The organism is Moellerella wisconsensis ATCC 35017 (genome assembly GCF_001294465.1).
GTDB classification, from domain to species: Bacteria; Pseudomonadota; Gammaproteobacteria; order Enterobacterales; family Enterobacteriaceae; genus Moellerella; species Moellerella wisconsensis.
Genome location: NZ_LGAA01000002.1, coordinates 156168 through 175274 on the forward strand (window position 1 = coordinate 156168; position 19107 = coordinate 175274).

Annotated in this window: 23 protein-coding genes; 14 read left to right on the forward strand and 9 right to left on the reverse strand. The window is 40.9% G+C overall.

Annotated features, from left to right (window positions below; genetic code table 11):
- Positions 1-14: 14 nt before the first annotated feature.
- On the reverse strand, positions 15-443 hold the full coding sequence (gene rplM, locus M992_RS00790) for a 50S ribosomal protein L13 (RefSeq protein ID WP_047255212.1): 429 nt from the start codon (positions 441-443) through the stop codon (positions 15-17).
- Positions 444-800: 357 nt separating this feature from the next.
- Complete coding sequence (gene zapE, locus M992_RS00795; protein WP_053906966.1) at positions 801-1931, reverse strand: cell division protein ZapE; 1131 nt, start codon at positions 1929-1931, stop codon at positions 801-803.
- Between the two features lie 442 nt (positions 1932-2373).
- On the opposite strand from zapE, the gene zapG reads away from it, so the two are divergent.
- From zapG to degS, 3 genes are all read left to right on the forward strand, one after another.
- Complete coding sequence (gene zapG / locus M992_RS00800; RefSeq protein ID WP_053906967.1) at positions 2374-2778, forward strand: Z-ring associated protein ZapG; 405 nt, start codon at positions 2374-2376, stop codon at positions 2776-2778.
- A 270-nt stretch (positions 2779-3048) separates the two neighbouring features.
- Positions 3049-4431 (forward strand): Do family serine endopeptidase, encoded by a 1383-nt coding sequence (locus M992_RS00805; RefSeq protein ID WP_053906968.1) that lies wholly within the window; start codon positions 3049-3051, stop codon positions 4429-4431.
- Positions 4432-4553: 122 nt separating this feature from the next.
- The gene (degS, locus tag M992_RS00810; protein WP_047255265.1) at positions 4554-5615 is read left to right on the forward strand and encodes an outer membrane-stress sensor serine endopeptidase DegS; all 1062 of its coding nucleotides are present in this window, start codon (positions 4554-4556) and stop codon (positions 5613-5615) included.
- Between the two features lie 110 nt (positions 5616-5725).
- Here the strand turns inward: degS and murA are convergent, their stop codons facing one another.
- From murA to mlaF, 7 genes are all read right to left on the reverse strand, one after another.
- The gene (murA, locus tag M992_RS00815) at positions 5726-6991 is read right to left on the reverse strand and encodes a UDP-N-acetylglucosamine 1-carboxyvinyltransferase (RefSeq protein WP_053906969.1); all 1266 of its coding nucleotides are present in this window, start codon (positions 6989-6991) and stop codon (positions 5726-5728) included.
- A gap of 121 nt (positions 6992-7112) precedes the next feature.
- Entirely contained in the window at positions 7113-7367 is a 255-nt protein-coding gene (gene ibaG / locus M992_RS00820) for a BolA family iron metabolism protein IbaG (protein ID WP_053906970.1), read from the reverse strand.
- 348 nt (positions 7368-7715) lie between these two features.
- Positions 7716-8018, reverse strand: a complete 303-nt coding sequence (gene mlaB, locus M992_RS00825; RefSeq protein ID WP_053906971.1) for a lipid asymmetry maintenance protein MlaB — start codon at positions 8016-8018, stop codon at positions 7716-7718.
- Between the two features lies 1 nt (position 8019).
- Entirely contained in the window at positions 8020-8649 is a 630-nt protein-coding gene (gene mlaC, locus M992_RS00830) for a phospholipid-binding protein MlaC (protein WP_053906972.1), read from the reverse strand.
- 86 nt (positions 8650-8735) lie between these two features.
- A complete protein-coding gene (mlaD, locus tag M992_RS00835) occupies positions 8736-9230 on the reverse strand; it encodes an outer membrane lipid asymmetry maintenance protein MlaD (RefSeq protein ID WP_053906973.1) in 495 nt (164 codons plus the stop codon).
- A 3-nt stretch (positions 9231-9233) separates the two neighbouring features.
- Complete coding sequence (gene mlaE, locus M992_RS00840; protein WP_053906974.1) at positions 9234-10016, reverse strand: lipid asymmetry maintenance ABC transporter permease subunit MlaE; 783 nt, start codon at positions 10014-10016, stop codon at positions 9234-9236.
- Positions 10017-10021: 5 nt separating this feature from the next.
- Entirely contained in the window at positions 10022-10825 is an 804-nt protein-coding gene (mlaF, locus tag M992_RS00845; RefSeq protein ID WP_053906975.1) for a phospholipid ABC transporter ATP-binding protein MlaF, read from the reverse strand.
- A 537-nt stretch (positions 10826-11362) separates the two neighbouring features.
- Here mlaF and kdsD point away from each other — a divergent pair.
- From kdsD to rnk, 11 genes are all read left to right on the forward strand, one after another.
- Positions 11363-12331 (forward strand): arabinose-5-phosphate isomerase KdsD, encoded by a 969-nt coding sequence (gene kdsD / locus M992_RS00850; protein ID WP_053906976.1) that lies wholly within the window; start codon positions 11363-11365, stop codon positions 12329-12331.
- Positions 12332-12424: 93 nt separating this feature from the next.
- A complete protein-coding gene (gene kdsC, locus M992_RS00855; RefSeq protein ID WP_053906977.1) occupies positions 12425-12988 on the forward strand; it encodes a 3-deoxy-manno-octulosonate-8-phosphatase KdsC in 564 nt (187 codons plus the stop codon).
- 16 nt (positions 12989-13004) lie between these two features.
- A complete protein-coding gene (lptC, locus tag M992_RS00860; protein WP_053906978.1) occupies positions 13005-13568 on the forward strand; it encodes an LPS export ABC transporter periplasmic protein LptC in 564 nt (187 codons plus the stop codon).
- A gap of 11 nt (positions 13569-13579) precedes the next feature.
- Positions 13580-14125: a lipopolysaccharide ABC transporter substrate-binding protein LptA gene (lptA, locus tag M992_RS00865; protein ID WP_053906979.1), complete on the forward strand. Its 546-nt coding sequence runs from the start codon at positions 13580-13582 to the stop codon at positions 14123-14125.
- Between the two features lie 6 nt (positions 14126-14131).
- A complete protein-coding gene (gene lptB / locus M992_RS00870; RefSeq protein ID WP_053906980.1) occupies positions 14132-14857 on the forward strand; it encodes an LPS export ABC transporter ATP-binding protein in 726 nt (241 codons plus the stop codon).
- 45 nt (positions 14858-14902) lie between these two features.
- A complete protein-coding gene (rpoN, locus tag M992_RS00875) occupies positions 14903-16345 on the forward strand; it encodes an RNA polymerase factor sigma-54 (RefSeq protein WP_053906981.1) in 1443 nt (480 codons plus the stop codon).
- A gap of 23 nt (positions 16346-16368) precedes the next feature.
- Positions 16369-16656: a ribosome hibernation promoting factor gene (hpf, locus tag M992_RS00880; protein ID WP_053906982.1), complete on the forward strand. Its 288-nt coding sequence runs from the start codon at positions 16369-16371 to the stop codon at positions 16654-16656.
- Between the two features lie 103 nt (positions 16657-16759).
- Positions 16760-17227 (forward strand): PTS IIA-like nitrogen regulatory protein PtsN, encoded by a 468-nt coding sequence (gene ptsN / locus M992_RS00885; protein ID WP_047255230.1) that lies wholly within the window; start codon positions 16760-16762, stop codon positions 17225-17227.
- Between the two features lie 48 nt (positions 17228-17275).
- On the forward strand, positions 17276-18127 hold the full coding sequence (rapZ, locus tag M992_RS00890) for an RNase adapter RapZ (RefSeq protein WP_047255231.1): 852 nt from the start codon (positions 17276-17278) through the stop codon (positions 18125-18127).
- Positions 18127-18399 (forward strand): PTS phosphocarrier protein NPr, encoded by a 273-nt coding sequence (gene npr, locus M992_RS00895; protein ID WP_047255232.1) that lies wholly within the window; start codon positions 18127-18129, stop codon positions 18397-18399. The genes rapZ and npr overlap by 1 nt, the downstream gene beginning before the upstream one ends.
- A 218-nt stretch (positions 18400-18617) precedes the next feature.
- Complete coding sequence (gene rnk / locus M992_RS00900) at positions 18618-19028, forward strand: nucleoside diphosphate kinase regulator (protein WP_053906983.1); 411 nt, start codon at positions 18618-18620, stop codon at positions 19026-19028.
- The last annotated feature ends 79 nt before the right edge of the window (positions 19029-19107 follow it).

The window sequence follows — 19107 nt, forward strand, 5'->3', positions numbered from 1 at the left end:
ACCTATAATCCCGATTAAATGTCAAGAACTTGCGGTTGCTGCGCCGCGTGGTTGTGCTCGTTACCTGCGTAAACTTTTAGTTTACGGTACATAGCACGACCCAGAGGACCTTTTGGCAGCATGCCTTTAACCGCGATTTCAATCACACGCTCAGGACTACGAGCAATCATCTCTTCGAAGGTTGCTTGCTTGATACCACCTACATGGCCAGTATGGCGATAGTAGATTTTGTCTTCGCGCTTTTTGCCGGTTACAGCAACTTTTTCTGCGTTAAGAACGATAATGTAATCGCCAGTATCAACGTGCGGAGTATATTCCGCTTTGTGCTTGCCGCGCAGACGACTAGCAATTTCAGTTGCAAGACGGCCTAATGTTTTGCCATCTGCATCAACAACGTACCAGTCACGTTTTACCGTCTCTGGTTTAGCTGTAAAAGTTTTCATTAAAGCTTACCCAATATTGAAGTTACATGTTGGTGAACACTCATGTCCATAAACTTTTTCGAGGTTCACACGACGCTTGTCCAGCAAACCTACCCCTTCGAGCAGCCTATGCCGGCACTAATGCGATATTTTTTGGGAAATAAAAAACATCGCTGTAACGTGGGGTCGCAAGATTATAGAGAAGTTAATCATAAAAATCGACCCCAAAAGCATTTTTTTTCTATTTCACCAAAATCATCTCAAAAAAGATGAATGAAATATACACAAAGTTTATCAATTCAACTGACTTCTATAGGCAAATCGCATTAGCAATCGCACAAAGAAATCGTTTTATGACAATATCCGCGCCATTCCAAATTATGCCAAATGCGGAACTTTTAGATAGTCCTCACTCTGCATTTCCTGCAAACGAGAAAGACAACGTTGATATTCAAATTGCAATAATTGCCCTTGGTACAATTGTTCCATGGCAACCTGCGCATTGATAATCAATTTTACTTTTCGTTCATAAAATTCATCCACCAAGGCTAAAAAACGTCGCGCTGCGCTTTCATTCGATGACCCCATCATAGGAACATCGTAGAGCAACACCGTGTGATAGCAGGTGGAAAGAAAAATATAGTCATTCTGACTGCGTGGATCTTCACATAATACGTTAAAAGTAATCGCTAATACACCATCTGCTGAATAAAGAGCGGGCATTTGGCGATGATTTACTACTAAAATTGGATTAGCCTCGGCTTTTTTGCCGGCTAAATGCACAAACATCGTATTTAGTTGCTGACGATTTTGCTCAGATAACGGGGTAAGATACAAATGTGCTTGAGTTAAGGTTCTTAATCGATAATCAATTCCGGCATCAACATTCATAATTTCACAATGTTTTTTTATTTGTTCTATCGCCGGTAAAAAACGGGCGCGCTGTAACCCATTGCGGTACAGCTCATCCGGGGGGATATTTGAAGTAGCGATTAACGTGATCCCACGCGCAAATAATGCTTCAAATAAAGTACCTAAAATCATCGCATCGGTAATATCGGATACGAAAAATTCATCGAAGCACACCACGTCCGCTTGAGCTTTGAAGCCATCAGCAATGATTTCTAATGGATTTTCTTTCCCTTGCTGAGCAATTAGCTCTTGTTGGACCCGCTGAATAAATCGATGAAAATGCAAACGAAGTTTTCGTTCGATGGGTAAGCTTTGATAAAACATATCCATCAACCACGTTTTACCTCGCCCCACTCCGCCCCACAGATATAATCCTTGCACCGGAGGGATAGCTGATGGGGTCTTTTTATTTAATAATTTTCCTAATCGCTGTTTAAATCCCAAAGATTTCTCCGGCTGATTATTCTTCGATCGTTCAATCAGCTGATGATAAATCTCATCCAAACGTTCGACAGTTTTACGCTGGACATCATCCGGCTGATAATCACCTGCATCAAGCGATTGCTGATAAAGCATCAGAGGGGTGGTTGACAACATTAACTGAATAATCCTTAAATTATCACGGCATTAGAGCCGCTATTTGCTGTACACTGCGCTAAATATAACCAAGTTTGTGATTCAATTAACTTTGCTAGCGCCGCTCTCATATTCGGGTCGATTAACGCTTAATTAACGCATAAATAAGCCGATAAAATCACCGCCGACGTAATGCCGAGATAATATAATGTCGCGCCAAAGGTTAAATAAAGTTTATCAATACGCCTTTGTATTCCACTCTTTCGACATTAACAGGTATACTCGTCATACTTCAAGATGCAGATATGCTGGCTGTTCTCAGTAATCCAAATCAGTAATAAAATATACTAATTTGGAGATCTTCGTTTGCCATCTTGCTGCAACTCGAACTATTTATAGTATATAGTAATGGGAACTAAGCTTAAATTCTGCGAACAATAATGATGTGAACGAAGGAGCCTGTATGACTTGGGAATATGCACTAATTGGATTAGTTATTGGTTTCATTATCGGCGCGCTAGTCGTGCGATACGGTAACAGTAAAGTTCGCCAGCAAAAAACAATGCAGGTTGAGCTAGAAAAGAAAAATGAGGAACTCGAAGAATACCGTAAAGAGCTCGTTGGCCATTTTGCTCGCAGCGCGGAATTACTCGATAACATGGCTCGTGATTATCGTCAGCTTTATCAGCACATGGCTAAAAGTTCATCGGAACTAATGTCTGATATGCCAGAGCAAGACAATCCATTTAATTATCGCCTCACCGAATCTGAAGCTGATAATGATCAAGCCCCAGTAAAAATGCCGCCAAGAGATTATTCTGAAGGTGCTTCTGGATTATTCCGCCCTATGGACGAAAAAGAAAAATAATTACCTCTATACATAACTGGCAAACTTATTGTTTGCCAGTGCATAATTATCTTTATTCAAATTAAATGCATGTAAATACGTGTAAAAAAGACCAATCCCGCTATCCGCTAATTGAACTTTTCCCCATAATCGACAGTCATAATATCCATATCTGTCATCTCGCTAGATTTAGCTTAATTCTGTATATCACTGAATCAAGCGAAGCACTTTATCCAACAGAATAAATTTAACCATTAATTACCCTTTAGTCTTGAGAGAATTAACCTAATTATGAAAAGAAAAAATTTCTTTCTGACCGCATTAGCGATGAGTCTTAGTTTATCATTAGCCACGCTTCCGGCCGTCAGTAGCGCTGCAATTCCTGCCACATCGCAAAGTCAAGAATTGCCAAGCCTTGCCCCCATGCTAGAAAAAGTATTGCCTGCTGTTGTCAGCGTACATGTTTCAGGCACTCGGGTTCAAAGCCAACAAATCCCAGAAGAGTTAAAACCATTTTTTGGCCCTAATTTTCCTGCACCACAACAAAATGTACGTCCATTTGAAGGGCTAGGTTCAGGGGTTATTATTGATGCGAGTCAAGGTTATATATTAACCAATAATCATGTTATTGATGGTGCGGATAAAATCCAAATTCAACTAAATGATGGTCGAGAAATCGATGTTAAGCTGATAGGGCAAGATAGACAAACTGACATCGCACTATTAAAAATAATAAATAACAAAGATATCAAAGATTTATCACAAATCAAAATGGCAGACTCCGATAAATTACGCGTCGGTGATTTTGCTGTCGCTGTGGGTAATCCATTTGGATTAGGCCAAACAGCAACCTCAGGAATTATTTCTGCGCTAGGCCGCAGTGGATTAAATCTTGAAGGCTTAGAGAACTTTATCCAGACTGATGCCTCAATTAACCGTGGTAACTCTGGCGGTGCGCTAGTAAACCTAAATGGTGAATTAATTGGGATTAATACCGCAATTCTAGCACCGGGCGGCGGTAATATTGGCATCGGCTTCGCTATTCCAAGCAATATGGCTAAAAACCTTAGTGATCAATTAATTAAACACGGTGAAGTCAAACGTGGATTGCTGGGTATTAAAGGCACTGAAATGAATTCTGATATTGCTAAAGCATTCAAAATTGATGCTCAGCGTGGAGCCTTTGTTAGTGAAGTTATGCCTAAATCCTCCGCAGCTAAAGCTGGAATTAAATCCGGTGACATCCTGATATCTGTCGATGGTAAGCGCATCAATAGCTTTGCTGAATTAAGAGCCAAAATTGGTACCAGCGAAATCGGTAAAGAAATTACTATTGGCTTGCTGCGTAATGGCAAACCAATAGACGTAAAAGTTGTGTTAGAAAATGGCGAAGGTAACAGCACTAAAGCCGAAAAATTAACGGAGTCACTGCTGGGTGCAACCTTATCTAATGCCACTATCAGCAATACTCGCGGCGTAAAAGTTGACAGCATTGCAGCCAAATCACCGGCAGCAATGATCGGGTTGGAAAAAGGTGACTTAATCTTTGGTGTAAATGACGCTCGCGTTGAGACCATTGAGCAGTTCCGTAAAATTATTGATAGCAAACCGCCCGTATTGGCAATGAAAGTTCTACGTGGTGATGAGACGCTCTATTTGCTGTTTAGAAAATAACCAGCACTAGCAATAATTATTATTTTTGCGCAAAACAGACACAGTTATCTACTGTGTCTGTTTTTATTTATGCTATTCTCCTGCTATTCCTATCTTCTTTGATAAATATTATTACTCAGCTTATGGTTAAAAAGTTAATCCGTGCAGCGCTATTAGGCATTATTGCTGCCGCAATTATTATTATTGCGGTGCCTACTCTGCGCCCTCAAGGGATTACCAATTTGCTGTATGGCAAATCGGATAATGAGCCAGTTAGCTATAATAAAGCGGTACGGATCGCCGCACCTTCCGTCGTTTATGTCTACAGCAGCGCAAAAGGCAGTATTTCTCAATCTGGGCGTGAACTCAATTCATTAGGCTCTGGTGTTATTATGAATGCCAATGGCTATATTATTACCAATAAACATGTCGTAGATAACCCAGATCAAATACTTGTTGCTCTGCAAGACGGTTCGATTTTCGATGCACTGCTTGTCGGTTCAGATCCTCTGACAGATTTAGCCGTATTAAAAATTGATGCAGAAAATTTACCGGTTATTCCAATTAATCCCCAACGCACAACTCGCGTTGGCGATGTCGTCTTGGCGATAGGAAATCCGTATAATTTAGGACAAACCGTCACTCAAGGAATTATCAGCGCTACTGGACGGGTCGGCCTTAGCTCAACTCGGCGACAAAATTTCTTACAGACTGATGCCTCAATAAATTCAGGTAACTCTGGTGGCGCGCTGATTAATACTGAAGGCGAGCTAGTCGGTATCAATACATTATCGTTTAATGCCGGTAATGGGCTATCAACTGAAGGATTAAGTTTCGCAATCCCTGCACCTCTTGCCACCAAAATTATGGATAAATTGATCCGTGATGGTCGCGTTGTACGTGGTTACATCGGAATTACTTCGCGCGAGTTGCCGCAAATCCGCTCAAATAACAATAATATCAATCAAATTAAAGGGCTGCGTGTTTTTCAGGTAAGTCATGATGGTCCAGCAGAAAAAGCCGGGATTAAACAAGGTGATATCATTCTTGCTGTTGAAGGAAAACCCGCAATATCTGCAGCAGAAACGATGGATTTAGTGGCAGAAATTCGTCCCGGCAGTAAAGTCCCCGTACAGATTTTACGTGACGGTGAAATGATGACTATTGATGTGATTATCGAAGAAGTGACCGATGAAACACCTTGATGATTAAAAATAACCTGACCACGAAATGGGGCAATTAAGATTAACTCATCGCCCCATTTAATTTTAATCCTTTCGGCAATACAAAGAAGATTCAATCATCTCAGAATCAATTATTCTTCATCTGATTTAATACGTTCAATGTTGGCACCTAAGCCGCGTAATTTATCTTCAATATGCTCATAACCGCGATCAATATGATAAATACGCTCGACCGTAGTCGTCCCTTCCGCGATACAGCCCGCAAGCACCAAGCTAGCTGATGCGCGTAAATCTGTTGCCATCACTTGCGCGGCAGTCAATTTTTCTACGCCATGACATACTACCGTGTTACTTTCAATTTCAGCATGAGCTCCCATACGAATTAATTCAGGGATATGCATAAAACGATTCTCAAAAATCGTTTCTGTGATCATGCCTACACCTTCAGCAACCAAGTTCAATAAACTAAATTGCGCCTGCATATCGGTTGGGAATCCCGGATGTGGAGCAGTACGCAAAGTAACCGCTTTTGGACGCTGACCTTCCATATCTAAGCTAATCCAATCTTCTCCAGTCTCAATTTTCGCCCCGGCTTCACGCAATTTAGCCAATACAGCATCAAGGGTATTTGGGCGAGCATTACGGCAAATCACTTTGCCACGAGAAACCGCCGCAGCAATTAAGAATGTGCCGGTTTCAATTCTATCAGGCAATACACGATAAGTACCGCCACCCAGACGCTCAACACCTTCAATAACAATACGGTCAGTGCCTGCACCACTAATTTTGGCGCCGAGCGTATTTAAGAAATTTGCCGTATCTTCAATTTCTGGCTCACGTGCAGCATTTTCAATGATGGTCGTACCTTCTGCTAACGTGGCGGCAGTCATAATGGTAACAGTCGCACCAACACTGACTTTATCCATAACAATAGCCGCGCCTTTCAAGCGACCATCAACTGTCGCTTTAACATAGCCTTCTTCCAGTACGATTTTCGCGCCTAATTGCTCTAATCCAGAAATATGTAAATCAACAGGACGAGCACCGATAGCACAACCACCTGGTAAAGAGACTTGCCCTTGCCCAAAACGAGCGACTAATGGACCAAGCGCCCAAATAGATGCGCGCATTGTTTTTACTAACTCATACGGTGCACAAAATTGATTAACGTTACTCGCATCAACAAAAATAGAGCCATTACGTTCTACTTTTGTTCCGAGGCGATTTAGCAGTTTGATGGTCGTATCAATATCTTTTAATTCAGGTACATTTTGAATTTCAACGGGCTCTTCGGCCAATAATGCTGCGAACATAATCGGTAATGCGGCATTTTTTGCGCCTGATATTTTGACCTCACCCGATAATTGGGTTGGACCTTGTACTCGGAACTTGTCCATTCAGTTATTCTCATCAATCAAATTCAATAGACGGTTCGCCTCGGCAAACGTGTCATCATTATTTTCAAACAGTATCAGGTTGATACCGTATTACTACACTCTAAATTAGGCTGGCTAGCTATCAGAAGCCGCCTAATTTCTTATCACGCGCCCATTGCTCGGGGGTATAGGCTTTAATTGTCAGCGCATGAATGCGGTTATCAGCGATATATTCCATCAACGGTGCGTAAACAGATTGTTGTTGTTTTACTCTGCTCATGCCGTCAAACATGGCACCAACAACGATAACCTGAAAATGGCTACCCTCACCTTTAACGATGACCTCATCCAGACCCAGAGCATCCATTAGTACTTGTTTAATTTCGTTGGTATCCATAATCACTCATTTTCCAAAGGGTTAATAATTTTCAGTATAAATTTTTATAAATTTACCCTAAATATAATATTCATGGTTAAACAATTCATGATCAAACAATTCATGATCAAACAATATCGATAATCAAAATTGCAAAAATGTCAGAGATAGCGGCAACCCAATAAATTCATTTAAGTTATTTTTGATAACTTAAATCTTGGGATGATGAGCATCAAACTAATGCAGCTACAATATAAAATATAACGGGTATAACCAGCTATCCTAATGGATTAATCGTCACTCTTAAACCAAAGAAAACGCCTCTGAGGCAGAAAAGCAGTCAGAGGCGTAATTTTTACACAAATTGACTTAGTTGTTAATCAGCGCAGTTAAACCATAGAGCTCAATTAAGGTATTAAAATTATCGCTAATTCCTGTAATCTGTACTTTATGGCCCACGGCGCTTAATTCGCCTTGTAAACGCACAAACATGGCTAACCCGGTTGAATCAACCCGTGTCAACCCAGAAACATCAATTGCGGCTATATCCACCAGCAAAGCGTCACGTTGCTGCCAAAAAGCCAATAAAGTCTCTCTATCCAGTTCACCGGCTAAACGCAAAACATGCCCTTGAATATTATCATGCCGTTGCCAAGAAAGGGTTTGAGTCATATTACTTCTTCTCATCAAGAGTAATCGGCACTTTAGCGCTAATTTCTAATTCTTCAGTCAGTCCATCAATACCTTTTTTACGCAGAATATCAGACCATTCATTCTGTTTAGTCGTGATCATACTGACACCTTCGGCGATCATATCGTAGGCTTGCCAATAACCTGTTTTGCTGTTTTTGCGCCATTGAAAATCTAAACGTACAGGCGGACGCCCATTAGGATCAACAATGGTTACTCTAATAGCAATGATTGTTTTATTTCCTAAAGGCTGCGCAGGGGCTATCTGGTAAGTTTGACCATTATACATCGCCAATGCTTGCCCATAAACCTGTTCTAAATACGCCTCAAAAGCACGAAAATAAGCTTCTCGTTGTGCAGGGGTCGCCTCTTTATAATAAGTTCCTAATACCAACGCACCCGCGTATTTTATTTGTACATATGGCAGTAATTCCTCACGTACTACTTGACGTAAATAGTCTGGATTTTTACGGATTTGAGGTTGATCTTGTTTTAAACGGGTAAAGGTCTTTGTTGCCGCCTCATCCATTAATTTATAAGGATCCGTTTGGTCAATAGCCATTGCAAAAGGCGCTATCGCCAGCAATGCCACCATAAGAAATCGTTTAAACATACATAATTCCTTAATATTTAATAAAGTTTTTCAACTAAAAATTTAAAATATAAAAATGCGCTCTAATATTCTCAGGAGAATACTGATTACTTACTTTCAACTTGAGTTGCAGAGTCACCGCTTTTATACAGGAACTGTCCTATAAGATCTTCTAGCACCATAGCGGGTTTAGTATCTTGAATCCGACCGCCGTTTTTTAATATTTCAGTGCCCATATCTTCATCGTAAAAACCAATATTTAAGGCTAAATACTGCTCACCTAATAAACCCGAGGTACGAATAGATAATGAGCTAGTATCTGGAATATTGTCATATTCGCTCAAGATATCAATTTTGACATCTGGCTCATAGGTTTGTTTATTCAGTGTAATATCAGCCACTCGGCCCACCACTACACCACCAACTCGTACCGGAGAGCCCGGTTTTAATCCACCTACATTGCTAAAAGAAGCATTGATCTGATAAGTGGGCTTATTACCAATCGATTGAATATCCGCGACTTTTAGGCAAAGAAAGACAATTGCCGCTAATGCGATAAGCATAAAACATCCAACCCAAATTTCACTTTTTTTGCTTTGCATGACTTAATTCCCAAACATCATTGCCGTAAGTACAAAATCCAAACCCAATACCGCCAACGAGGCATGTACCACGGTACGCGTCGTTGCTCGACTGATCCCTTCTGATGTCGGGATCGCATCATAACCATTGAACAGTGCAATCCAAGTAACTGTTATGGCAAAAACTACACTTTTAATAAAGCAGTTGATTAAATCATGACGCCATTCAACCGCCGATTGCATAGAAGCCCAGAAAAAGCCTTCATCGATACCTTTCCAATCAACACCAACAATCGAACCACCTAAAATTCCCACCGCAACAAAAATCAGGGATAATAATGGCATACTAATAAAACCGGCCCAGAAACGAGGAGCAATAACTCGTCGTAAGGGATCAACAGCCATCATCTCCAAGCTAGAAATTTGCTCAGTGGCTTTCATCAAACCAATTTCAGCGGTCAGAGCAGAGCCTGCTCGCCCTGCAAATAATAGCGCGGTTACAACGGGACCAAGCTCACGCAGTAGTGACAATGCCACCATCATGCCCAAACTGGCTTCGGCACTAAATGTGGTTAGTACTAAATAACCCTGTAAACCTAAAACCATACCAATAAATAAACCTGATACGGCTACAATTAACAATGATTGAACACCTACGTGATACAGCTGCTTAACCAATAAAGGCCATTGTTTACCAAATTCTGGTTTACCTATTAGCGCTCTGAACAACATATAACCCGCGCGTCCAAATGATGCGGTTATATTAATCCAGCGTCGCCCTAGAGCGGCGATTGCCTTTGTTATCATATTACTTACCCTAATAAATCTGTCAGATAATCCCCAGCCTGAAAACGAAATGGCACCGGGCCATCAGCAATACCATCGATAAACTGTCTCACTCGTGGATCAGTATTTGATTGCAATTCGTCAGCGGTTCCTTGGGCGATAACATGCTGTTCCGCCACAATATACGCTTTATCTGCAATACTCAGCACTTCAGGCACATCATGGGAGACCACCACACAAGTCACACCAAGCGATTGATTTAATTCATCAATTAATTTAACCAAAACGCCCATTGTGATCGGGTCTTGACCAACAAATGGCTCATCAAACATAATTAACTCAGGGTCAAGAGCTACCGCGCGCGCGAGCGCCGCACGGCGAGCCATTCCCCCTGAAAGCTCTGAAGGCATTAATTTCGCCGCACCGCGTAGGCCGACAGCCTCTAATTTCATCATCACCGTCGTATGAATTAAGGATTCAGGTAACTTTGTATGCTCACGCAAGGGAAAAGCCACGTTATCATAGACATTCATGTCCGTGAACAGCGCGCCCGACTGAAATAACATGCTCATTTTTTTACGCGCATGATATAGCTTGGCGCGTGATAGCGCAGGAATATTCTCGCCATCAAACCAAATTTCACCCTCTTCCGGCCGAAGCTGTCCCCCCATCAAACGCAGCAGCGTGGTCTTTCCTATTCCAGACGGCCCCATAATTGCGGTAACTTTTCCTCGCGGTATGGTCAGATTTATCTCCGAAAAGATTTTCCGATTACCGCGAGTAAAGGACATATTGCGCACTTCAATTAAATTATCTATTTGTGCTTTCATTTATCAGCTAACTCTTTTACATCATCCAATTGAATTTATGAGCTGGTCTATTTTATCGCCATAATAATCTTATTATCTATAAATAGCATGTTACAGAATGTTGGTTTTTATTTCGCTCTCTAAGTTACAACTGTTTTATTTTCACCTAGGGCGTTGTTAAATAAATATTTATCTCAACTAATAATGATTAAAACTGACCAATACAGCATAAAAAACGCATGAAATTAGTGTGGCTATTAAAAAATAGACTAAAAAAAGATATTTTTGAGTAACAAAACCTAAAATAACTATTCAATAATAGTTACTTTTAACTCATATCGATTAGTTTATGGTGCTAAGCTAATCACTGTATTGTTAGATAATATAGTTATTAATATAGTTAAATAATAATCTTTCGTGAATCTAAAGCGTATATTTCTGATTTACGGTATGCTGCAATCTTCAAAAGCCCGTGTAATTATTCGAACAAGGCTGAGATACATTAGTGATACTATTTTCAATTTCTAAATAAAAATAACCCCCTGAGAGTAGGAAAAAATGTCAAAAATTAATTTTCAGCAGGTAGGCAAAGAGGTTCTACAAATTGAACGCGAAGGACTGGCTAACCTAGAACAATATATTAATGACGATTTTGATCGTGCTTGTGAACGAATTATTAGCTGTAAAGGCAAAGTCGTGGTAATGGGCATGGGGAAATCAGGCCATATCGGGCGAAAAATTGCAGCTACCCTAGCCAGCACAGGCACCCCTTCATTCTTTGTTCATCCGGGAGAAGCCAGCCATGGCGATCTTGGTATGATAACCCGCAGCGATACCGTGTTAGCTATTTCTAATTCGGGGGAATCAAATGAAATTTTATCTCTTATTCCAGTCTTAAAACGTCAGCAAGTCTCTCTCATCTGCATGACTAATAATCCACATAGCAACATGGGTAAATATTCTGATATCCATTTATGCATAAAAATACCACAAGAAGCTTGCCCACTAGGATTGGCACCTACAACCAGTACTACAGCAACCTTAGTCATGGGTGACGCATTAGCGGTTGCCCTATTAAAAGCTCGCGGCTTTACAGCAGAAGATTTTGCCCTTTCTCATCCGGGTGGCGCACTAGGACGCAAACTATTATTGCTAGTTCGTGATTTAATGAATACAGGTGATGATATTCCTCATGTCACTCAAGCAGCAACATTACGCCAAGCACTACTAGAAATTACCCGTAAAAAACTGGGAATGTGTGTTATCTGCGATGATAATATGCAAATTAACGGTATTTTTACTGATGGTGATTTACGCCGTATTTTTGATATGGGTATCGATTTAAATAATGCCAAAATCACCGACGTCATGACAGCTGGTGGGATCCGCGTTTCTCCGGATATTCTCGCCGTTGAAGCGCTAAACCTGATGCAATCAAAACATATTACTTCAGTATTAGTCGCCGAGGATAATAAATTAGTTGGCGTATTACATATGCATGATTTACTGCAAGCCGGTGTTATCTAACGTCGATGGCAAATAAGTCTGTTAATTATAGTATTGCCAATATTAAATAACCGTCGAGTAATTAAAAACCGTTTTGTTAACAGAGAAGATAGCATGACTGAACCACAATATGTAGCGACTTGCTATGGCCCGATAGATAAACATATTTTACACCAAGCACAACGTATCAAGTTATTGATTTGTGACGTTGATGGCGTGATGTCCGATGGGTTGATTTATATGGGCAATCAAGGTGAAGAGCTAAAAGCGTTCAATGTTCGAGATGGCTACGGTATCCGGTGTTTAATCACTTCCGGTATTGAAGTCGCTATTATTACTGGTCGCCAAGCTAAATTACTGGAAGATCGCGCTCAAACCCTCGGTATTACATATCTTTACCAAGGACAAAGCGATAAGCTTTTGGCGTATCGCGAACTGTTAGATACACTGAAGCTTAAACCAGAAGAAATTGCTTACATTGGTGATGACTTAATTGACTGGCCAGTAATGTCACAAGTCGGCTTAAGCGTCGCTGTTGCTGATGCCCATCCGCTGTTATTACCCAAAGCCGACTACGTCACTAAAATTGCTGGCGGTAAAGGCGCAGTACGCGAATTATGTGATTTGATTCTTCTAGCGCAAGGTAAATTAGAAGAAGCAAAAGGATTATCTATTTAACTGAACAGACCCGATAATGAGCAAAACAAAAACTTGGTTAATAATTATCTTAGCAATTATTGCTCTTGGCTTGATTGGCTGGAATATTTCCGACAACGAAACACCGGTAGTTTCTGTGTCCGCGGATAATAGCCAGCCTAATTATCAAACTGATGAGTCGGTGACTTTTGTCTATAATCCGATGGGTGATTTAGCCTATAAATTAGTGGCTGATAAAATTGATAATTATACCGCCGAAAAAATAACCTGGTTCAGTAAACCTGTATTGACGACTTATAATGAATCAGGTATTCCAACCTGGACTGTTAGGGCGCAGAAAGCCAAACTAACTAGTGATAAAATGCTGTATTTATATGGTGAAGTTGAAGTCGACAGCCTGAGTAAAGACTCTCAAATACAGCGAATATCAACACAAAGTGCCATTGTTAATTTAACGACACAAGATGTATCCTCCGAAGATAAAGTCACCATTATTGGCCTTGGGCTAAAATCAGTCGGAATGAAAATGCGCGGCAATCTGCGCAACAGAACAGCAGAATTAATTGATGATGTTAAAACTCATTACGAGATCCAACAATGAAGAGCAAAAGAATGAATCACGTCGGTAAAAAATGTTTAATCAAAGGGGCCATTGCTTGTGCAATTTTTGCTCTCAGTGTACCTGCAATGGCATTGAAAACAGATACGCAGCAGCCAATTACGATTAACTCTGTTAAGCAATCCCTTGATTTAGAAAAAAATGTTACCATATTTACAGATGACGTTATCATCAAACAAGGTTCAATCGAAATAAAAGCCAACAAGGTTATTGTTACCCGTCCTAACGGCGACGCAAAACAAATTGTGGTTGAAGCTTTCGGTAATCCAGTGACATTCTATCAACTGCAAGATGATGGAAAACCTATCAAAGGACGCGGCGAAAAAATGCGTTATGAGATGGGAAAAGAGCTGGTTATTTTAACTGGGAATGCGCAATTAGAACAACTTGATAGCAGCATTAAAGGGGACAAAATCACTTATTTGGTTCCAACACAACAGATGGAAGCATTTAGCGACAAAGGTAAACGGGTTACTACCGTATTATTGCCTTCTCAGTTACAAGAAAAAGGCCCCAACGCTAATAGCAAGAGTAAATAATAGACAATGGCAACATTAATCGCAGAAAACTTAGCCAAAGCGTATAAAAAACGCAAAGTTGTTGAAGATGTCAGCTTAAAGGTTGAATCAGGTGAAATTGTAGGCTTATTGGGACCTAACGGTGCAGGCAAAACAACTACGTTCTATATGGTGGTCGGTATTGTCCAGCGCGACGCAGGTACCATTACTATCGATAACGAAGATATCAGCCTGCTACCACTGCATGAACGCGCGCGCAGAGGTATCGGTTATTTACCGCAAGAAGCATCGATTTTTCGCCGTCTAAGTGTCTATGATAACCTGATGGCGGTACTCGAGATTCGCCATGATTTAACCGCAGAGCAACGTAAAGACCGTGCCGATGAACTGATGGAAGAATTTAGTATTACCCATTTACGTGATAGCTTAGGCCAATCGTTATCTGGCGGGGAACGTCGTCGAGTTGAAATTGCCCGGGCATTGGCCGCTAATCCTAAATTTATTTTACTCGATGAACCCTTTGCTGGTGTTGACCCAATTTCGGTACTGGATATTAAAAAAATTATTCAGCATTTAAGAGACTATGGTCTGGGGGTATTAATTACCGATCATAATGTTCGCGAAACACTTGATGTTTGTGAGAGAGCCTATATCGTGAGTCAGGGACACCTTATCGCTCATGGTTCTCCTCAAGAGATCCTGGCCAACGAACAAGTTCAACGCGTGTATCTCGGTGAAGGATTCCGACTGTAAACATTAGGCTATCTGTATATTATCAAAGGAGATTATCACTCGTTCATGAAGCAAAGTTTACAGCTAAGATTAAGTCAGCAATTGGCAATGACGCCACAGCTACAACAAGCTATTCGTTTGTTGCAACTTTCTACGCTTGAGCTTCAGCAGGAAATTCAACTGGCACTTGAAACTAACCCCCTGTTAGAACAAGAAGATACCCATGATGAAATCGAATCACTTGACGACTATAACCACGATGATCACAGCGCTATAGATACTGGTGATGCGCTTGAAAAAGCCGCTATGCCCGACGAGCTACCGCTAGATGCTAGCTGGGATGAGATTTATACTGCCGGTACGCCTTCGGGAACACGTAATGATTATAGTGATGATGAACTGCCTATTTATCAGGGCGAAACGACTCAATCATTGCAAGATTATCTTATGTGGCAAGCTGAATTAACGCCTTTTAGTGAAATTGACCGAGCTATTGCGACCTCAATTATTGATTCTGTTGACGATTCTGGCTACTTAACACTGAGCGCCGAAGAAATTCATGAAGGTATTGATAATCCTGATATTGGCCTAGACGAAGTCATCGCAGTGCTCAAGCGGATTCAGCATTTTGACCCCATTGGGGTGGCTGCTCGTGATTTAAAAGAGTGCTTATTAATTCAATTATCTTGGTATCCAGATGAAACTCCTGGAATAAAAGACGCTCTGATTATCATCAAAAATTATCTCGATCTATTAGCTAATAGAGATTTTCGGCAATTAACTAAATTAACTCGGCTCAAAGAAGAACAGCTAAAAATTGCCATCGATTTAATCCAGTCGTTAAATCCGAAGCCGGGACAATCAATTAATACTAGCGAATCCGAATACGTTATTCCTGATATATTAGTCAGTAAAGTTGGCGGCCATTGGCAGGTTGAACTCAATAACGATAGTATTCCACGCTTAAGTATTAATCAGCATTATGCGGCAATGATTAAAAATCCGCAGAATGAAAATGATAGCCAATACATTCGTAATAATTTACAAGATGCTAAGTGGTTGATAAAAAGCCTGGAAAGTCGAAATGAGACACTGTTAAAAGTGGCAACTTGCATTGTTGAGCAGCAACAAGAATTTTTCGAATTCGGCGAAGAACGGATGAAACCAATGGTGCTCGCGGATATTGCTTATCAAGTTGATATGCATGAATCCACCATATCACGAGTAACAACTCAAAAATACCTTCACAGTCCAAAGGGTATTTTTGAATTGAAGTATTTTTTCTCCAGCCACGTCAATACCGATACTGGCGGTGAAGCGTCTTCAACGGCAATCCGTGCGTTGGTGAAAAAATTAGTGGCCGCCGAAGACTCAGCCAAGCCACTCAGCGACAGTAAATTGGCTAGCATGCTTGCCGAACAAGGTATTCAGGTTGCCCGAAGAACTGTCGCTAAGTATCGAGAATCTTTATCTATCCCGCCCTCTAACCAGCGTAAAAAACTGGTTTAAATTAAACATATAAGGAAGATAGTATGGAATTTCAAATTACTGGACAAAATATTGAAATAACCAGTGCATTACGTGAAACAGTTGAGAAAAAATGCAAAAAACTGGAGCAACTCTTCGACCGTATTAATGGTATCCAAGTGATATTAAAAGTCGAAAAATTGAATCAAATTGCAGAAGCAACCGTACAAGTTAATGCCGCTGACCTCCATGCTTCAGCGGAAAGTTCAGATATGTATGCCGCAATTGATATGCTGGTTGATAAATTGTCACGCCAGATAACTAAACATAAAGAAAAATTGAGACAACATTAATACCGATATCACCGTATGAATATTATATTTCATACGCTTAAACCGGTTAAAAAACCAGATGGCAGGGTCGCATCTGGTTTTGTACTCCTAAGTGAACAAATAAATGAATAACGATATAGATATACCGCTAAGCTCTGTTTTGCATTTGTCCTGTACGCGCAATAATATTGTCTGTAAAAGTAAAAAACGAGCCTTAGAAATTATTAGCGAGCTGGCGTCAGTGCAATTACAGTTGCCTGAAAATGTCGTCTTTGAAGCGCTGCTAACACGGGAAAAAGTAGGTACGACGGGTATTGGCTGTGGAATTGCTATTCCACACGGAAAGCTAAGCAAAGAATGCGCCTCAGACGCTGTCGGTGTATTCTTGCATCTTGAAGAGCCAATAGCCTTTGATGCCATTGATAATCAACCTGTTGATTTGCTGTTTGCCTTACTGGTGCCATCAGATCAATGCAAGACACATTTGCATACGCTCTCTCTGATTGCGAAAAAACTTGCCGATAAAACACTTTGTCGACGACTAAGATCAGCAACCAGCGATGAAGAGTTATACAGTATTATTACTCAATAAATAATGGTATTTAAATACCATTAAAAGAACTAAAAAGGGAGTTACCTCATGGTGCTGATGATTGTCAGCGGCCGTTCCGGTTCGGGGAAATCCGTTGCCTTACGTGCGCTGGAAGATATGGGCTTCTATTGTGTGGATAACCTGCCAGTTGTTTTGCTTCCAGAGCTGGCTACTTCACTCGCTGATCGTAATATTTCTGCGGCGGTAAGCATTGACGTGCGCAATATGCCAGATAACCCAGAAATCTTTGAAGAAGCATTAACCAAGCTACCGAGCAGTTTCTCTCCTCAACTACTGTTTTTAGATGCTGATCGCAATACATTGATCCGCCGTTACAGTGATACACGTCGTCTGCATCCGCTATCGAGCAAAAATTTATCGCTAGAAAGCGCCATTGATGAAGAAAATGATCTCTTAGAGCCACTACGTTCAAGAGCAGATTTGGTTATCGATACATCTGAAATGTCAGTGCATGAACTGGCTGAAATGCTCAGAACGCGTTTATTAGGAAAACGTGAGCGTGAACTCACTATGGTCTTCGAGTCGTTTGGCTTTAAGCACGGTATTCCTATTGACGCTGATTATGTCTTTGATGTGCGTTTTCTACCGAATCCCCACTGGGATCCTAAATTACGTCCTATGACAGGTTTAGATCGTCCAGTCGCGGCGTTTTTAGATAGGCACACAGAAGTACATAATTTTATTTATCAAACGCGCAGCTATCTTGAGTTATGGTTACCGATGCTCGAAACTAATAACCGCAGTTATTTAACTGTAGCGATTGGTTGTACCGGGGGTAAGCACCGTTCAGTCTATGTAGCTGAACAATTAGCGGATTATTTTCGTTCAAGAGGGAAAAACGTTCAATCCCGCCATCGTACGCTGGAAAAACGGAAATAATGACCGTACATGCATCGATAACCCTTAAAAATCGGCTGGGTATGCATGCCCGGCCCGCTATGATGCTGTATGAACTGGTACAAAAATATCAATCTAAGGTTATTTTACGCAATAATAACCATATTGAAGCTGAGGCTGATAGCGTTATTGCAATGCTAATGTTAGACTCAGAACAAGGCAGTAAAATAGATATTGAAGTCACAGGCCCCGATGAAAAACTAGCGTTATCCGCAATTGTAGCATTATTCGACTGCGGATTTGATGAAGATTAATCTCACCAGCCAGTTGTCAGTCAGAGAAAATAATCTTCATTAATTTAGCACAAACCACTGGTTTCGGATAAAAGCGTAAAGAGATCGTGATCGTGATCTCTTTCTTTTGTCACCATAAGCGCCTACTATTAATTTTATTAAAAACTTATTTTCAGCGACGCCCCCCGCCTTATGGGTAGGGGGCGTTTGCTTTGTATTGAATCTATTTGGAGTGTGGTATGACAAAGCCAGCAATTATTATTAATGATTTAGACGCTGAACGTCTGGATAGACTATTAGAACAACCAGCTCATGCAGATAGCCCTGTGGCTGATGCTCTGAATGAAGAGCTGGATCGCGCAGAAATAGTAACTCCTCAGGAAATTCCCGCGGATGTAGTCACTATGAACAGCACGATCCGTTTTCAAGATCTGATCAGTAACGAAGAACGCACCCGAACGCTCGTTTACCCAGCCTCGCTAAAAGATAGTACCGAACAGCTTTCTGTTATGGCACCGATGGGCGCCGCATTGCTCGGATTAAGAGTCAATGATGAAATTAGTTGGGAACTGCCTAATGGCGTAAAAACTCGCGTTAAAGTGCTAGAAATTATTTATCAGCCTGAAGCCGCAGGTGAATTACACCGTTAATTTATTAAATGCTAAAAAATAAGCCCGGCAGATAGTGTTATCTGTCGGGCTTATTTTAATTAATGTAAGTCTAAATTCC

Excerpts from the sequence above, each read along its gene's own strand:
- rplM (WP_047255212.1), bottom strand. The coding sequence starts at position 443 with ATGAAAACTTTTACAGCTAAACCAGAGACGGTAAAACGTGACTGGTAC.
- zapE (WP_053906966.1), bottom strand. The coding sequence starts at position 1,931 with ATGTTGTCAACCACCCCTCTGATGCTTTATCAGCAATCGCTTGATGCA.
- zapG (WP_053906967.1), top strand. The coding sequence starts at position 2,374 with ATGACTTGGGAATATGCACTAATTGGATTAGTTATTGGTTTCATTATC.
- M992_RS00805 (WP_053906968.1), top strand. The coding sequence starts at position 3,049 with ATGAAAAGAAAAAATTTCTTTCTGACCGCATTAGCGATGAGTCTTAGT.
- degS (WP_047255265.1), top strand. The coding sequence starts at position 4,554 with ATGGTTAAAAAGTTAATCCGTGCAGCGCTATTAGGCATTATTGCTGCC.
- murA (WP_053906969.1), bottom strand. The coding sequence starts at position 6,991 with ATGGACAAGTTCCGAGTACAAGGTCCAACCCAATTATCGGGTGAGGTC.
- ibaG (WP_053906970.1), bottom strand. The coding sequence starts at position 7,367 with ATGGATACCAACGAAATTAAACAAGTACTAATGGATGCTCTGGGTCTG.
- mlaB (WP_053906971.1), bottom strand. The coding sequence starts at position 8,018 with ATGACTCAAACCCTTTCTTGGCAACGGCATGATAATATTCAAGGGCAT.
- mlaC (WP_053906972.1), bottom strand. The coding sequence starts at position 8,649 with ATGTTTAAACGATTTCTTATGGTGGCATTGCTGGCGATAGCGCCTTTT.
- mlaD (WP_053906973.1), bottom strand. The coding sequence starts at position 9,230 with ATGCAAAGCAAAAAAAGTGAAATTTGGGTTGGATGTTTTATGCTTATC.
- mlaE (WP_053906974.1), bottom strand. The coding sequence starts at position 10,016 with ATGATAACAAAGGCAATCGCCGCTCTAGGGCGACGCTGGATTAATATA.
- mlaF (WP_053906975.1), bottom strand. The coding sequence starts at position 10,825 with ATGAAAGCACAAATAGATAATTTAATTGAAGTGCGCAATATGTCCTTT.
- kdsD (WP_053906976.1), top strand. The coding sequence starts at position 11,363 with ATGTCAAAAATTAATTTTCAGCAGGTAGGCAAAGAGGTTCTACAAATT.
- kdsC (WP_053906977.1), top strand. The coding sequence starts at position 12,425 with ATGACTGAACCACAATATGTAGCGACTTGCTATGGCCCGATAGATAAA.
- lptC (WP_053906978.1), top strand. The coding sequence starts at position 13,005 with ATGAGCAAAACAAAAACTTGGTTAATAATTATCTTAGCAATTATTGCT.
- lptA (WP_053906979.1), top strand. The coding sequence starts at position 13,580 with ATGAATCACGTCGGTAAAAAATGTTTAATCAAAGGGGCCATTGCTTGT.
- lptB (WP_053906980.1), top strand. The coding sequence starts at position 14,132 with ATGGCAACATTAATCGCAGAAAACTTAGCCAAAGCGTATAAAAAACGC.
- rpoN (WP_053906981.1), top strand. The coding sequence starts at position 14,903 with ATGAAGCAAAGTTTACAGCTAAGATTAAGTCAGCAATTGGCAATGACG.
- hpf (WP_053906982.1), top strand. The coding sequence starts at position 16,369 with ATGGAATTTCAAATTACTGGACAAAATATTGAAATAACCAGTGCATTA.
- ptsN (WP_047255230.1), top strand. The coding sequence starts at position 16,760 with ATGAATAACGATATAGATATACCGCTAAGCTCTGTTTTGCATTTGTCC.
- rapZ (WP_047255231.1), top strand. The coding sequence starts at position 17,276 with ATGGTGCTGATGATTGTCAGCGGCCGTTCCGGTTCGGGGAAATCCGTT.
- npr (WP_047255232.1), top strand. The coding sequence starts at position 18,127 with ATGACCGTACATGCATCGATAACCCTTAAAAATCGGCTGGGTATGCAT.
- rnk (WP_053906983.1), top strand. The coding sequence starts at position 18,618 with ATGACAAAGCCAGCAATTATTATTAATGATTTAGACGCTGAACGTCTG.